This is a genomic window from Mycobacterium sp. ABE4_509 (genome assembly GCF_056160785.1).
This window is the reverse complement of sequence record NZ_JBSWXU010000062.1, coordinates 1-13,710: the sequence shown is the minus strand read 5'-3', so window position 1 is coordinate 13,710 and position 13,710 is coordinate 1. Positions and strand designations below refer to the sequence as shown.

At 69.2% G+C, this 13,710-nt stretch carries 16 protein-coding genes; 7 read left to right on the top strand and 9 right to left on the bottom strand.

Annotated features, from left to right (window positions below):
- Positions 1-4: 4 nt before the first annotated feature.
- The gene (locus ACXAID_RS14775) at positions 5-643 is read left to right on the top strand and encodes a universal stress protein (RefSeq protein ID WP_475022959.1); all 639 of its coding nucleotides are present in this window, start codon (positions 5-7) and stop codon (positions 641-643) included.
- On the top strand, positions 643-3,402 hold the full coding sequence (locus ACXAID_RS14770) for a cation-transporting P-type ATPase (protein WP_475022958.1): 2,760 nt from the start codon (positions 643-645) through the stop codon (positions 3,400-3,402). The genes ACXAID_RS14775 and ACXAID_RS14770 overlap by 1 nt, the downstream gene beginning before the upstream one ends.
- Here ACXAID_RS14770 and ACXAID_RS14765 read toward each other — a convergent pair.
- Together ACXAID_RS14765 and ACXAID_RS14760 are read right to left on the bottom strand one after the other, a co-directional pair.
- On the bottom strand, positions 3,368-4,639 hold the full coding sequence (locus tag ACXAID_RS14765; RefSeq protein WP_475022957.1) for a hemolysin family protein: 1,272 nt from the start codon (positions 4,637-4,639) through the stop codon (positions 3,368-3,370). The two genes, ACXAID_RS14770 and ACXAID_RS14765, sit on opposite strands and share 35 nt — an antisense overlap.
- 66 nt (positions 4,640-4,705) lie before the next feature.
- Positions 4,706-5,428: a peroxiredoxin gene (locus ACXAID_RS14760; protein WP_475022956.1), complete on the bottom strand. Its 723-nt coding sequence runs from the start codon at positions 5,426-5,428 to the stop codon at positions 4,706-4,708.
- Between the two features lie 103 nt (positions 5,429-5,531).
- Here ACXAID_RS14760 and ACXAID_RS14755 point away from each other — a divergent pair, with 103 nt between their 5' ends.
- The gene (locus ACXAID_RS14755) at positions 5,532-6,428 is read left to right on the top strand and encodes a universal stress protein (RefSeq protein WP_475022955.1); all 897 of its coding nucleotides are present in this window, start codon (positions 5,532-5,534) and stop codon (positions 6,426-6,428) included.
- Between the two features lie 13 nt (positions 6,429-6,441).
- Here the strand turns inward: ACXAID_RS14755 and ACXAID_RS14750 are convergent, their stop codons facing one another.
- The 4 genes from ACXAID_RS14750 to ACXAID_RS14735 form a co-directional block, all read right to left on the bottom strand.
- Positions 6,442-7,662 (bottom strand): alpha/beta hydrolase family protein, encoded by a 1,221-nt coding sequence (locus tag ACXAID_RS14750; RefSeq protein ID WP_475022973.1) that lies wholly within the window; start codon positions 7,660-7,662, stop codon positions 6,442-6,444.
- Between the two features lie 130 nt (positions 7,663-7,792).
- Entirely contained in the window at positions 7,793-7,918 is a 126-nt protein-coding gene (locus tag ACXAID_RS14745; RefSeq protein WP_475022954.1) for a hypothetical protein, read from the bottom strand.
- Between the two features lie 217 nt (positions 7,919-8,135).
- Positions 8,136-8,513, bottom strand: coding sequence for a thioredoxin family protein (locus ACXAID_RS14740; protein WP_475022953.1), 378 nt, complete (start codon positions 8,511-8,513; stop codon positions 8,136-8,138).
- A 36-nt stretch (positions 8,514-8,549) separates the two neighbouring features.
- Positions 8,550-9,929 (bottom strand): MBL fold metallo-hydrolase, encoded by a 1,380-nt coding sequence (locus tag ACXAID_RS14735; protein ID WP_421458950.1) that lies wholly within the window; start codon positions 9,927-9,929, stop codon positions 8,550-8,552.
- A gap of 168 nt (positions 9,930-10,097) precedes the next feature.
- Between ACXAID_RS14735 and ACXAID_RS14730 the strand changes: the two genes are divergently transcribed.
- Genes ACXAID_RS14730 through ACXAID_RS14715 form a run of 4 tightly spaced genes read left to right on the top strand, consistent with a single transcriptional unit; the run spans position 10,098 to position 12,309 of the window.
- A complete protein-coding gene (locus ACXAID_RS14730) occupies positions 10,098-10,676 on the top strand; it encodes a rhodanese-like domain-containing protein (RefSeq protein ID WP_421458948.1) in 579 nt (192 codons plus the stop codon).
- A 5-nt stretch (positions 10,677-10,681) separates the two neighbouring features.
- Entirely contained in the window at positions 10,682-11,557 is an 876-nt protein-coding gene (locus ACXAID_RS14725; protein WP_475022972.1) for a sulfite exporter TauE/SafE family protein, read from the top strand.
- A 58-nt stretch (positions 11,558-11,615) separates the two neighbouring features.
- Positions 11,616-11,885, top strand: coding sequence for a metal-sensitive transcriptional regulator (locus tag ACXAID_RS14720; protein WP_421458944.1), 270 nt, complete (start codon positions 11,616-11,618; stop codon positions 11,883-11,885).
- A 25-nt stretch (positions 11,886-11,910) separates the two neighbouring features.
- Positions 11,911-12,309 (top strand): DUF302 domain-containing protein, encoded by a 399-nt coding sequence (locus ACXAID_RS14715; RefSeq protein WP_475022952.1) that lies wholly within the window; start codon positions 11,911-11,913, stop codon positions 12,307-12,309.
- Positions 12,310-12,311: 2 nt separating this feature from the next.
- Here the strand turns inward: ACXAID_RS14715 and ACXAID_RS14710 are convergent, their stop codons facing one another.
- From ACXAID_RS14710 to ACXAID_RS14700, 3 genes are all read right to left on the bottom strand, one after another.
- Positions 12,312-12,566, bottom strand: coding sequence for an ANTAR domain-containing protein (locus ACXAID_RS14710; protein ID WP_475022951.1), 255 nt, complete (start codon positions 12,564-12,566; stop codon positions 12,312-12,314).
- Between the two features lie 41 nt (positions 12,567-12,607).
- Positions 12,608-12,868: an acyl carrier protein gene (locus ACXAID_RS14705; protein ID WP_475022950.1), complete on the bottom strand. Its 261-nt coding sequence runs from the start codon at positions 12,866-12,868 to the stop codon at positions 12,608-12,610.
- Positions 12,868-13,710 (bottom strand): dihydrolipoamide acetyltransferase family protein (locus ACXAID_RS14700; protein ID WP_475022949.1); only part of this gene is annotated, 843 nt, incomplete at its 5' end. The genes ACXAID_RS14705 and ACXAID_RS14700, both read right to left, overlap by 1 nt.

The window sequence follows — 13,710 nt, the reverse complement described above, 5'->3', positions numbered from 1 at the left end:
AGTGGTGAATACAGCAACTGTCCTGACGGTGGCCCTGGTCTGGGGTCTGGTCGGGCTGCTGTCGGGTGTGTGGATGGCGCGGCGCGGCTACGACCCTCTCTGGATTCTGCTCGCCGTCCCACTCGGTCCCCTGTTCGTCCCCATCGCCACCGAGCGGGTCCGGCGCCGTCCGCGCGCCGAGTCGTCCGGCCCGTCGGCCAACCCTGTCGAGGTACTCCCGGGCGCGGGTCCGCGGGTGCTGATCGGACTGGACGGATCGCCCGAGGCCGAGCAGGCTCTCGCGACCGCCCTGCGTGCGCTGGGCCCGCAGTGCAGCCTGCTGGTCCTGGCGGAGGTGGTGCGCTATGAGGCGGCCGAGGACGAGAAGCGCGTCGAGATGACCGCGGCCGAGGGCCGGCTGGATGCCGCCGCGGCCGGGGTCGACATCAGCGGAGGGGTGCACACCGAGGTGCTCGCCGGCGCGCCGGGACCGGCGCTGCGTGAGTTCGCCGAGAAGCACAGCATCGACATCGTGGTCGTGGGGCGTCGCGGACGCGGGCTGTCGCGGCACGTGTTGGGCAGTGTCTCCAGCGATCTCGTCACCCATTCGGCGGTTCCGGTGCTCGTCGTCGAACCGGTCGAGCCGCGCCCGGCCCAGCGGTGATGTCGGTACCCGGCACGGTCGCGGCCAACTCCCACCACGGCCTGCCCGCCCACGAGGTGGTCCTGCTCCTGCAGACCGACCCGCATCGGGGCCTGACCGGCGAGGTCGCCGACGAACGCCTGGCGCAGTTCGGGCCCAACACCTTGCCCGCACCCCGCGGGTCGGGCCTGCTGATGCGCATCCTGCGCCAGTTCCACCACCCGCTGATCTATGTGCTGCTGGTGGCCGGCGCGGTGACCGCCGCGCTGGGCGAGTACGTCGACTCCACGGTCATCTTCGCCGTCGTGGTGGTCAACGCGATCGTCGGGTTCGTCCAGGAGTCCAAGGCCGAAACCGCCCTGCAGAGCCTGCGCTCGATGGTGCACACCGATGCCAGGGTGATCCGCGAGGGCAGGGAGCACACCATCGGCTCGGATCGACTGGTGCCCGGTGACCTGGTGCTGTTCGAGGCCGGGGACAAGGTTCCCGCCGACATCCGGCTGGTCCGGGAAAGCGAACTGCGCGTCGACGAATCCGCGCTGACCGGCGAGTCGGCACCGGTCGACAAGACCGAGGTGGTGCTGCCGGAGAACACCCCGGTGGCCGACCGAAGCAACATGGCCTACTCCGGAACGTTGGTGACCGCAGGATCGGCGGCCGGGATCGTGGTGGCCACCGGATCTGAGACCGAGATCGGCGAGATTCACCGATTGGTGGGCGCCGCAGAGGTTCTCGAGACACCCCTGACCGCCAAACTCGCCTGGTTCAGCAAGATGCTGACCGTCGGCATCCTCGCGCTGGCCGCCGCCACCTTCGCTCTCGGGCTGCTGCGCCAACAGGACGCGGTGCAGACCTTCACCGCGGCCGTCGCGCTCGCCGTGGGGGCGATCCCCGAGGGACTGCCGGCCGCGGTCACCATCACCCTGGCGATCGGCGTGGCCCGAATGGCCCGGCGGCGAGCGGTCATCCGGCGGCTGCCCGCGGTCGAGACGCTGGGCGGCACGACGGTGATCTGCGCTGACAAGACGGGCACCCTGACCGAGAACCAGATGACGGTGCGCAAGATCTGGACGCCCGATCACACAGCCGAGGTGACCGGCTCCGGGTACGCGCCCACCGGCGAGTTGTGCGACGAGGCGGGCGCGCCGGTGGCGACCGACACCGACGATGCGTTGCGCTGGACGCTGATCGCCGGTGCGGTGTGCAACGATGCGGCACTGTCCTGTGACGGGCAACGGTGGCAGATCACCGGTGATCCGACCGAAGCCGCGATGGTCGTGGTGGCCGCGAAGGCGGGGCTGTCGCATGACGCGCTGGCCGCCGAGTTCCCCCGGGCCGGCACCATCACGTTCAGCTCGGAGCGCCAGTACATGGCCACCCTGCACCGGTCCGGCCCGCACCACCATGTGGCGCTGGCCAAGGGCGCGGTCGAGCGCATGCTCGACCTGTGTGGCAGCCAGCTGGGCGCCGACGGCGCGGTACGCCCACTCGATCGCCCGGCGGTGGCCGCAGCCGCCGAAGCACTTGCCGCCGAGGGGCTTCGGGTTCTGGCCTGCGGGGTGTGGACGTCGGCGGACGCGTCGCGGTTCGCCGAGGAGGATCTGCCGGGTTCGTTCGCCTTCACCGGGTTGCAGGCCATGCTCGACCCGCCGCGTGAGGCGGCCACCTCGGCGGTGGCCGCCTGCCACTCGGCGGGGATCGCGGTCAAGATGATCACCGGTGACCACCCCGGGACCGCCAGCGCCATCGCCGGATCGGTCGGGGTGCTCGGCTCCGAGGAGCCCGGAAGGCGCCGGGTGGTGACCGGCGCCGAGCTCGACTCGATTCCCGCCGAGGAGTTCCCCGACATCGTCGAGGAAGCCGGCGTGTTCGCCCGGGTGTCCCCCGAGCAGAAGCTACGCCTTGTCGAGGCGTTGCAGGCCAGGGGCCATGTGGTGGCGATGACCGGCGACGGGGTCAATGACGCACCGGCGCTGCGGCAGGCGAGCATCGGTGTGGCGATGGGACGGGGCGGCACCGAGGTCGCCAAGGACGCCGCCGACATGGTGCTCACCGACGACGATTTCGCCACTATCGAGGCGGCTGTCGAGGAGGGCCGCGGGGTGTTCGACAACCTCACCAAGTTCATCACCTGGACGCTGCCCACCAACATCGGTGAGGGACTGGTGATTCTGGTGGCCATCGCCCTGGGTGCGATGCTGCCGATCCTGCCCACCCAGATCCTGTGGATCAACATGACCACCGCGGTGGCACTGGGCCTGATGCTGGCGTTCGAGCCCAAGGAGGCGGGGATCATGACACGGGCCCCGCGCGACCCCGGGGAGCCGCTGCTGACCCGTGCCCTGATGGGCCGGATCCTGTTGGTGTCCAGCCTGCTGGTGGCCGGGTCGTGGTGGCTGTTCCAGTGGGAGCTGGCCGCCGGCGCCTCGCTGGCCGAGGCGCGCACCGCGGCGTTGAACGTGTTCGTCGTCGTCGAGGCGTTCTATCTGTTCAGCTGCCGATCGCTGACCCGGTCGGCGTGGCGGATCGGGTTCTTCACCAACCGCTGGCTGATCACCGGCGTGGTCGTGCAGGCGGTTGCCCAGGTGGCGATCACCTATCTGCCGGTGATGAACACGATCTTTTCGACCGCGCCGCTGGACGCGGGCGTGTGGGTGCGCATCTTCGCGATCGCCGTCGTCATGAGCCTGGTGGTCGCCGCCGAGAAGTGGTGGCGGGCACGCCAGTCCGGGCTCGGTGGGCCAGTCAGGGATGCAGCGGGCACAGCCGCACCTCGGTGATGGCGTGCCGGTCCACGCCCGTGACCTCGATGCGGTACCCGGGGACCTCGACGCGGTCACCAGGCGCCGTCGGGATGCGGCCCAGAATCGACAGCACCAGTCCGGCGACGGTGGCGTAGTCACCCCGCGGGAACTCGGTGGCGTCGACTCCGACGTCCACGAGGTCGTGCAGCGGGAAGGCGCCCGGCAGGATGCGGCTTCCGTCGGCCAGCGTGCGCACCGATCGGACGTCGTCGTCGGCTTCGTCGTAGATCTCGCCGACGATCTCCTCCAGGAGGTCCTCCAGGGTGATGATGCCGGCGACACCGCCGCGCTCGCCGATCACCAGTGCGAACTGTTCACGCTCGGCGAGTAGTCGATTCAGCGCGGCGGTGACGCGGACGCTGTCGGGCAGACTCAGCGCCGGACGCGCGACCTGCGCGACGGTGCCCTCGGCTCCCAGCAGATCGCGCAGGTGCACCACTCCGATGGCGTCGTCGAGTTCACCTGCGGGAACCACCGGAGCGCGGGTGTGGCCGGATTCGGCAAGCGCCGCGCGCGCTTCGACCACCGGCATGTCGCCGTTGAGGCGAAACACCGCCGTGCGGGGCACCACGACCTCGCGCAGGGCTCGTTCGTGGATCTCCAGGGCCCCTGAGATGATCGTCCGCTGTTCGGCGGTGAGTCCGCCATGGGTGGAGATCAGTTGCCGCAGTTCCTCGAACGTCAGCTCTTCGCGCCCCACGTTCGGGTCGCCGCCGAGCAACCGGACGACGACGTCGGTGGCCTTGCCGAGCATCCACACGATCGGGGTCGCCAGTGCCGACAGGGCGTTGAGCGGGGACGCCACGATCGCCGCCCACCGGCGCGCGTACTGCATCGCCAGTCTCTTGGGCGCCAACTCACCGATGACCAGGGTCGACGCGGTGACCAGGACCGTGACGGTGGCGATGCCGACGGCTTCGGCGGCGCCGCCGAGGAACTGCAGCCTGGCCGTCAGCGGCTGGGCGAGGGTGACCGCGGCCGTCGCCGAGGCGAGGAATCCCGCGAGCGTGATCCCGAGCTGGATGGTCGCCAGGAACCGGTTCGGCTCGCGGGCGAGGTGCACCACGAGCCGATCCCGGCGTCTGCCCCGGCGCTCCAGTTCCCGCAGTTGGCCTTCGCGCAGCGAGATGAACGCGGCCTCGCTGCCGGCGAGCAGGCCGTTGACCAGGATGAGGAACACCACCAGGGCGAGGTTGAGCCAGTAGCCGTGCATCGCCTATGACCCTGCCCGGCAGCCGCCGGCAACTCAAGGGCTGTTCGGCCCCGCGTGGTGGCGGCCTCAGCGGTGCCGGATCGCGGACTCCACCTCAGCCTCGGGTAGCTGCTTGGTGCAGAAGAACCAGTCTTTGCATTCGACGCCGTCCTCGTCGCCGTCCATCCGGTCTTTGGCGGTGCCGCAGGAACCTGCGGGCGGGACGATCACCGGGTCGCCTGGGCGCCAGTCGGCCGGGGTCGCCACGTCGAAGTGGTCGGCGGTCTGCAGCGCCTTGACCACCCGCAGCAGCTCGTCGAAGTTCCGTCCGGTGCTCAGCGGGTAGTAGATGATCGTGCGGACCACCGCTTTGGGGTCGATGACGAACACGGCGCGCACGGCCTTGGTGGAATCCTCGCCGGGCATGATCATGCCGTACTTCTGCGCGACCTCCATCGAGACGTCGTCGATGAGCGGGAAGGTGACTTCGACGTCACGCATGCCGCGGAACTCGATCTTGTCCTTGATGGTCCGCAGCCAGGCGATGTGGGAGTAGAGCCCGTCGACCGACAGGCCCACCAGCTCTGTGTTGTAGGCCGCGAACTGCTCCTGCATGGAGGCGAAGGTCATGAACTCACTGGTGCACACCGGGGTGAAGTCAGCCGGGTGGGAGAACAGGATGACCCACTTGCCCGCGTAGTCGGCCGGGAAGTTGATCTCGCCCTGGGTGGTCGCGGCGGTGAAAGAAGGTGCCGGATCACCGATCCGGGGCATCGTGGTGACGGGAGCGGTGGCGTCGGCGGTGGTCATGATGATGGTCCTTTCTGTCGGAGCGATAGTGCCCACTATACCCCTTGGGGTATAGTGGGCACTGTGTAATGCCCCACAGCACGGCGACGAGGAGGAGTGCGAAATGGTCAGTGGAACAACAACTGCGCATGAGGTCGTGGTGGCCGTGGACGGCTCCACATCCTCGGACTCCGCGGTCACCTGGGCGGCGCGCGACGCCGAGTTGCGCGGCCTGCCGCTACGGCTGGTCCAGGTGGTCCCGCCGATGGTGACACCGTCGTCGGTGGCGTCCGACTTTCCGGCCGAATACGCCAAGCTCGAGCAGGACCGGGCACGCGAGATCCTCGATCGCTCTCACACATTGGCCCTCGAAGCCACATCGCCGGGGCGAACCAGCGCGGTCAGCACCGAGATGCTGTTCGGGCCGATCGTCCCGACGCTGCTCGACACATCGAAGTCCGCCGGCATCGTCGTCGTCGGCTGTCTCGGGGAAGGCGCCGTCGCCCGGGCCGTGCTGGGATCGGTCAGCTCCGGGCTGGTGCACCACGCCCACTGCCCGGTTGCGGTGATCCATGGGGAACTGCAGCCCTCACCGCAGGCGCCCGTGCTCGTCGGTGTCGATGGATCGCCGGCCTCGGAGCTGGCGACCGCCATCGCCTTCGACGAAGCGTCCCGGCGCGGTGTCGATCTGGTGGCCCTGCACGCCTGGACCGATATGGGCCCGCTGGAGTTCCCCAGAATCAACTGGGCGCCGATCGAGTGGCGCAACATCAAAGACCAGGAGGACGAGGTGCTCTCCGAGCGGCTGTCCGGCTGGCAGGCGCAGTATCCCGACGTGACGGTTCACCGCGTGCTGGTGGCCGACCGCCCCGGCCCCCGGTTGCTCGAGCATGCCGACCGGGCACAGCTGGTCGTGGTCGGCAGTCACGGCCGGGGCGCGTCGCGCATGCTGCTGGGGTCGGTCAGCAGCGCGATCGTGAATGCCGCCCAGATCCCGGTGATCGTCGCACGACAGGGCTGAGCCGGCCGACGGATCAGCCGGTCAACGAGTCCGGGTGGCCGGGCTTGCTCGACTCCTCGGCGATCAACCCCGACTGCACCAACGCGTCGGTGACGAACTGCTGCACCGGCCGGGACTGGAAGAAGCCGGCGTGCCCGCCGCGATACCACTCGATGTCAGGGCGGCCCCAGTGCTCCCACAGCCGGGTGACCTGCTCACGCGGGTGGACCACCTGATCGGCCAGTCCCGCGTAGATGAAACGGCCCGTCGTCGGCACCTTGGGGGTCAGCGACAGCGGGGAGACCATCTGACCGAGCGGAGCGGCCAGCTCGATCGTGTCCCGGCGCGGATCGTCGCGCTGCAGCCCCGAGTGCCTGCCCAGCAACCCGATGAGGTCGGCGACGGGGACTCCCAGCACCGCGCACGTGAGGTCGTCGTCGAGGCTGGCCACCAGCGCGGCGACGAACCCACCCAAGGACAAGCCGTACAAGCCGATCGCGGCTCCGGGTTGTTGCTGCCTGATCCAGCCCAGTACACCGCGGACATCCCACACCGCGTTGGCCGTGGCGTGGATGTCGTCGAGCACGTCTTCGCCGGGGAACACTGCCCCCTTGGGCAGACCCTTCGCGCGAGGCCCGTGCAGCGGCAGCACCGGGAGCACGACGTTGAGGCCCAGTCTCTCGTGCAGGTAGAACGCCCGGAACAACGCCAGATCGATGGCGGCGCGGCCCATTTCGGTTCCGTGGATGCACACCAGCCAGGGCCGTGGTTCCCGGTGCCGCAGCATCAATCCGTACCCGTGGGATACCGCCCGGTACCCCAGCCACCGATCGGCCCCGGGCTCGTCGGGCAGCGGACGGTACCCGCTGTCCCACCTCAACCGGAAGTAGGCACGGCTACGGCGCTGCACCGGCGCGACTTCGACATCGGTCAGTCGACCCGGGGCGGTGAAGAACCCCTCCGGATCGCTGAGCCAGCCGCGGTTCCCGTAGAACTCCAACGCTTCGACGACCTCGGCGTGGATACGCTCGAAAGCCTGGGGATCGCTGACCGGGCGACGGGAGCGCAGGCCGAGGAGCACGACCTCGTCACGCAGCGCCTCGGCAGCCAGCGCCACGGTCGGCCGGGCGATCGGCATCTGCCCCGGTCCGTCCTCGAGATAGTCCCGCCAGGACCGGGCGTAGTACCTTCCGGTCCTGGTCAGCGGGCGAATCGCATTGCGGACCGGCACCGCCCCGGGAACACGATCGATCACGGAGCGGTGCGGTTGCCGTACCTTGTCATCAGCGTCATCAGGTCCCACGAGATCGACGGTAGCGCCACGCTCCGCAAACACGCAGGAGTCCTTGGTCACACGCCGCCCGGCACATGGGACCCGGTGTCGGTCACTTCGGGCTTCTGGATGCGATGTAGGTGCTCACCACCGCCATCACGGCGATGATGGCGGCGATCAGAACGGCAGCGGTCGGCCAGTCCATGGTGTCCTCCTCGGCGTCTACCCAGTTCGACACCCACGCTATGGCGTCGGGCGGGTGCACGTCAGGGCCGTTGGTCCCGCCTGGGCGGGGCCGGTTGGTCCGACCTCGCGCAGGTGCACCGCTGTCCGGCCGGGACGTTGCGCATGACCTCGTCGATGTGCTGCCCGCAGCCCTGCCAGCCGATCTTGCCGCACCTCGAGCAGGTGGCTTGATAACACATGTCTCCTCCAGTGGTTGTGCCGAAGCGGTTCTAGCTGTGCGCTTCCGCGGCCTGCCGTTCGGCGATCTTGGCGCGCACCTGCGCCATGTCGAGACCCTTGACCTTGGCGATCAGGTCCTCGAGCGCGGCCGGCGGCATCGCGCCGGGCTGGCTGTACACCAGCACTCCGTCGCGGAACGCCATGATCGTCGGGATCGACCGGATGGCCAGGACGGCTGCGAGCTCCTGCTCGGCCTGGGTGTCCACCTTGGCGTGCAGGACGTCGGGGTGGGCTGCCGCCGAGCGCTCGTAGACCGGGGCGAAGGCCCGGCACGGGCCGCACCAGGCAGCCCAGAAGTCGACCAGCACGATCGGGGTGTCGGTGATGGTGCTCTCGAAGTCGGACAGGGTGAGGTTGGTGGTGCTCATCGGTGGGAGTTCCTTTCCGGTGGTGTGGTTTTCGTCTCAGACGGTGGCGTGGGAATCGGCCCAGGCGTTGTAGCCCCCCTCCAGGTCGGACACGTTGTCGAAGCCCTCGGCGCGCAGCAGCGACGCCGCGACGCTGGAACGCCAGCCGCCGGCGCAGTGCACGACGATCGGGCGGTCTTTCGGGATGTCGGCCAGCCGCGTCCGGAGGTTGGCCAGCGGCATCGGGGTTGCGCCGGGGATGCTGCCGGCCTCGACCTCGCCCGGGTTGCGGATGTCGACCAAGGTGACGGCGTCGTCGGCCAGCAGCCGGTCGAGTTCGGCGACGGTGACCCGGGGCGCGGTGCGGATCAAGTCGGACAGCTCGGCGGGAAACTCCTCGCCGCGGCCCACTGCGAGGTAGCCGATCACGTTGTCCGAGCCGACGCGGGCCAGCCGCAGCGCGGCCTCCTGCTCCTCGCCGGGATAGGCGATCAGCGCGATCAGGTCGCCGATCTCGGCGACCATGCCGCCGGTCTCGGCGAATCGGCCGTCGAATCCGACGTTGACCGAGCCGTGCAGGTGCCCGGCCGCGAAGTCCTCGACGCTGCGCGCGTCGACGACGCGCACCCCGTCCTGCAGCGCCCGGCGCATCTGGGCGGGGGTCAGTGCGGTGACGGAACGGTCCTGCGCCAGCAGCGGGTGCACCCGCTTGTTCATCGCGGCGTCGACCGAGAAGTAGGCCGGCGCGGCGGGCTGGCCGTGCGTGACGAGTTCGATGAACTCCTGTTCGCTCATCGGCTGCACCGACGGATTCGTCCTGCGCTGCTCACCGATGGTGGAGGTCAGCTCGGTCGACAGGTTCTTGCCGCACGACGATCCCGCGCCGTGGGCCGGCATGACGGTGACCGCGTCCGGCAGCTTGAGCAGCTTGTCGTGCAGTGTGTGGTACATCGCGGCGGCCAGATCGCTGGTGGAGCTGTCACCGATGTTGACCAGGTCGGGTCGGCCGACGTCACCGATGAACAGGGAGTCGCCGGTCAGTACCGCGGTCGGCTCGGCGCCGGGATGCTCGCGCACCAACACGCTGATCGATTCCCAGGTGTGCCCGGGTGTGGACAGGATCTCGAGGTCGACTTCGCCGAGCGAGATGTGTTCCCCGTCGGCCAGCCGGCGGATCGGGTAGTCCGTCTCGGCGGCAGCACCGAATCCGATCCAGGCTCCGGTGGCCTCCACGAGCTCGAGGTGACCGGAGACGAAGTCGGCGTGGAAGTGGGTGTTGATCACCCCTTCGATCCGAAGTCCGTACTTCGCCGCGTCGGCGAGGTAGTCGGTGATGTCGCGGCGCGGGTCCACGACCACGGCGCGGCCGCTGGTTTCGTCGCCGATCAGGTACGAGGCGTGCGACAGGCATTCGATGTAGTACTGCTCGAGGATCATCGTGTTCCTTCCTTGTGTGCGCTGGGGTCGCCGGTCGCGGCGATAAATACCCCTATGGGTATATTACGTGCGAAGCAACCTTGGTATTCCGGCTTGACGATACCCCCATGGGTATGTATCAATGAGTAGAGCCTATACCCCAATGGGTATCAGAGAAAGGACCTGAACATGACCGCACCCGTGCCCGCCACCATCGACTCGGCCGACCTGAACAGGCTGCTCGCCTCGCCGACCCCGCCGCGCGTCCTCGACGTGCGCACCCCCGGCGAGTTCGAGACGGTCCACATGCCGGGCTCCTACAACGTGCCGCTCGACCTGCTGCGTGAGCACCGCGACGAGATCCTCTCGCACGTCGACGAAGACGTCGTGCTGGTGTGCCGGTCCGGGCAGCGCGCCGCGCAGGCCGAAGAGACGCTGCGCCGGGCCGGGCTGTCCAACGTGCACATCCTCGACGGCGGGATCACCGCCTGGCAGACCAACGGGTTCACCGTCAACCGTCGGGGCCAGCGGTGGGACCTGGAACGCCAGGTCCGCCTGGTCGCCGGCCTGATCGTCGCCGTCAGCGTGCTGGCCAGCATCTTCGTGCCCGGCCTGAAATGGGTGGCCTTCGCCGTCGGCGCGGGCCTGACGTTCGCTGCCGTGACCAACACCTGCGCGATGGGGATGCTGCTGGCCAGACTGCCCTACAACCGGGGTGCGAGCTGCAGCCTGCAGACCGTGGTCAACCAGTTGGTGGACACGAAATGACCACCATGCTCGCGCTGACCGTGGGCCTCGCGGTCCTCGTCGGCGTCTCCCTCGGACTGCTCGGCGGCGGCGGGTCCATCCTGACCGTGCCGCTGCTGGCCTACGTGGCCGGCATGGACCCCAAACAGGCGATCGCGACCTCCCTGCTGGTCGTCGGAGCGACCAGCGCGGTCGGCGCCATCTCGCACGCCCGTGCCGGACGGGTCCAGTGGCGCACCGGGCTGGTGTTCGGCGTGGCCGGCATGGCCGGCGCGTACCTCGGCGGCCTACTGGCCCGGTTCATCCCGGGCACGGTGCTGCTGATCGGGTTCGCCGTCATCATGATCGCCACCGCGTTGGCGATGCTGCGCGGACGCAAGGACGTCGACCCCGGCGCGGCACCGAAGTCGCTGCCCGCCGGAAAGGTGGTGCTCGAGGGCCTGGTCGTCGGACTGGTCACCGGCCTGGTCGGGGCCGGTGGCGGCTTCCTGGTGGTTCCCGCCCTGGCGCTGCTCGGTGGGCTGCCGATGCCGGTGGCCGTGGGCACCTCGCTGGTGGTGATCGCGATGAAGTCGTTCGCCGGGCTGGCCGGGTACCTGTCCAGCGTCCAGATCGACTGGGGTCTGGCCGGCGCCGTGACGGCGGCCGCACTGGTCGGCGCGCTGATCGGAGCCCGGCTGACGGCGGTGGTCGACCCCGACTCGCTGCGCAAGGCCTTCGGCTGGTTCGTGCTGGCGATGTCGTCGGTGATCCTGTGGCAGGAGGTGCATGCGGTGGTCGGCGGTGTCGCACTGGCCGTGGTCCTCGTCGCCGCCGCAACCAGCTTCGTCTGCGCCCGGGTCCCGAAGTGTCCACTGCGCCGGTTGAACGGCAACGCCAACACCGCAGCGGCGGCGACCTGACCGGGAATATATACCCCCGCGGGTACAATGGGGGCATCACAGAGAAAGGAGCTGCGCCATGATCGGAAACGAAGAGGCCATGGCCGCGGTGTTGAATCGACTGCGTCGCGCCCAGGGCCAGCTGGCCGGCGTGATCTCGATGATCGAAGACGGACGCGAGTGCAAGGACGTCGTCACCCAGTTGGCGGCGGTGTCCAGTGCACTCGACCGCGCCGGATTCAAGATCGTCGCCACCGGGTTGCGCGAATGCGTCACCGGCGACGCCGCGGACGGCGACAAACCGATGACCGAAGCCGAACTGGAGAAACTCTTCCTGGCCCTGGCCTGAGAAGACGCTCACGAAAGGACGCCCGATGGGATTCGCACTGTCCACCGTGCTACACACGTCGTTCGACGACGCGGTCAGCCGCACCCGGGAAGCGCTCGCCGGCCAAGGGTTCGGGGTCCTCACCGAGATCGACATGCAGGCCACCCTGAAGGCCAAACTCGGCGAGGAGATGGAGAAGTACCTGATCCTCGGCGCCTGCAACCCGCCCCTGGCCCACCGCGCCGTCGGTGTGGACCGCCAGATCGGACTGCTGTTGCCGTGCAACGTCGTTGTGCGCGCCGACCCGCAGGACGACACCGCGGTACTCGTCGAGGCGATGGATCCGCAGGTGCTCGTCGACGTCACCGCCGACGACCGGCTCAAACCGGTCGCCGACGAGGTGGCGGCCAAACTGCGGGCGGCGATCACCACCCTGCAGGCCTGAGGTCAGACCTGCAGGCCCAGCGCGTCACCCCACAGTTGCGCCACCTCGTCGCGGTGGGCGAACCCACCGGGCTCCCCGCTGGCCAGCGCCACGAGCGCCCGGCTGAGCGCGTTCACCCCGATCCCCGTTCGCTTTGCGGCATCAGCGATCTCGGTGAACGCCTGGCGCCGCGAACAATGCCTTCGGCCGACCAGCACCCCCACCGCGACGTCCAGCTCGGTCCGCGGTCCCACATCGGGCGCGCGGACGTTTCGCATCGTCAAACCTGCAGCGGCAGAATGCGGCACGACAGCCCTCCTCATCGCGACCCCATCGCGGCGCGCTCGCCGACGTAGCCGACGATCTCGGCCAGGGTTCGCAGTTTCTGATAGTCGGCCTCGGGAATGTCGACGGCCAACCGCTTGTGGATTCCCAGCAGAAAGTTCAACCAGTCCATCGAGTCGAGATCGACCTGGTCGCGCAGCAACGCGTCATCGCGGATCTCGTCGGGATCCACCTCGGGCGCGATCGCGGTCAGCACCGCCAGGATCTGCTCACGGATCTCTTGTTCACTCATCATCACTTCTCCAGCAGTTCGGGCTGTTGCAGCAGGTCTTTGACCGCGGCGAGGAACAACGCACCGCGATGCCCGTCGCTGGCCCGGTGATCAGCGGCCAGACTCGCCTGGATCGCGGTGGCGATACGGATGCCGCCGTCCACCGCACACACCTGTTGCGTGGGCCTGCCGAACCCCACCAGCGCCACCTGCGGCGGATAGATCACGCCGAAGACGGTGGCCGAGCCCTGATCCCCCAGGTTGGTCACCGTGATGGTCGGGTCCGACATCTCCGAGCTGCGTAGCGACCCCGCCCGCGCGCGCGCCACCAGATCGGTGAGGTCCCCCATCAGCTCGTCGAGGTTCTTGTCGGGGACGTCGTGGATCGCCGGCGCGACCAGACCTCCGCCGCGCAGCGAGATGGCCACGCCGACGTGCACGGCCTCGGATGCGGTGAACCGATCGTCGCGCCAGGACCCGTTGAACTCGCCGAACCGTTGCGCGGCCACACCCACCGCCTTGAGCAGCAGCGCCGCGGGCAACGCCCGCTCGGTGATCGGCCTGGCCGCGTTGCGCTCGCCCAACCACCCCAGGGCGGTGTCCACCAGGATCTCGTCGGCCAGGTAGTAGTGCGGGATCTCGCGTTTGGAACGGCTCATCGCGGCGGCGATCGCCCGACGCATCTCGACTGCGCGGTCGGCGGCGCCCCGTCCGGTCGGCGGCTTCGTCGCCGCGGCCGCGGTGTGTTCGACGTCCCTGATGGTCACCGCACCCTGCGGGCCGGTGCCGGTGACGGCGGCCACGTCGACACCCAGGCTCTGCGCCAGCCGTCGGGCAGCCGGTGAGACCCACCGGCGGTGCGGGGC

Bases quoted from the DNA above. Each gene is read 5' to 3' on its own strand.
- ACXAID_RS14770 (WP_475022958.1), top strand. From the start codon at position 643: ATGTCGGTACCCGGCACGGTCGCGGCCAACTCCCACCACGGCCTGCCC.
- ACXAID_RS14765 (WP_475022957.1), bottom strand. From the start codon at position 4,639: ATGCACGGCTACTGGCTCAACCTCGCCCTGGTGGTGTTCCTCATCCTG.
- ACXAID_RS14760 (WP_475022956.1), bottom strand. From the start codon at position 5,428: ATGACCACCGCCGACGCCACCGCTCCCGTCACCACGATGCCCCGGATC.
- ACXAID_RS14755 (WP_475022955.1), top strand. From the start codon at position 5,532: ATGGTCAGTGGAACAACAACTGCGCATGAGGTCGTGGTGGCCGTGGAC.
- ACXAID_RS14740 (WP_475022953.1), bottom strand. From the start codon at position 8,513: ATGAGCACCACCAACCTCACCCTGTCCGACTTCGAGAGCACCATCACC.
- ACXAID_RS14735 (WP_421458950.1), bottom strand. From the start codon at position 9,929: ATGATCCTCGAGCAGTACTACATCGAATGCCTGTCGCACGCCTCGTAC.
- ACXAID_RS14730 (WP_421458948.1), top strand. From the start codon at position 10,098: ATGACCGCACCCGTGCCCGCCACCATCGACTCGGCCGACCTGAACAGG.
- ACXAID_RS14725 (WP_475022972.1), top strand. From the start codon at position 10,682: ATGCTCGCGCTGACCGTGGGCCTCGCGGTCCTCGTCGGCGTCTCCCTC.
- ACXAID_RS14720 (WP_421458944.1), top strand. From the start codon at position 11,616: ATGATCGGAAACGAAGAGGCCATGGCCGCGGTGTTGAATCGACTGCGT.
- ACXAID_RS14715 (WP_475022952.1), top strand. From the start codon at position 11,911: ATGGGATTCGCACTGTCCACCGTGCTACACACGTCGTTCGACGACGCG.
- ACXAID_RS14710 (WP_475022951.1), bottom strand. From the start codon at position 12,566: ATGCGAAACGTCCGCGCGCCCGATGTGGGACCGCGGACCGAGCTGGAC.
- ACXAID_RS14705 (WP_475022950.1), bottom strand. From the start codon at position 12,868: ATGATGAGTGAACAAGAGATCCGTGAGCAGATCCTGGCGGTGCTGACC.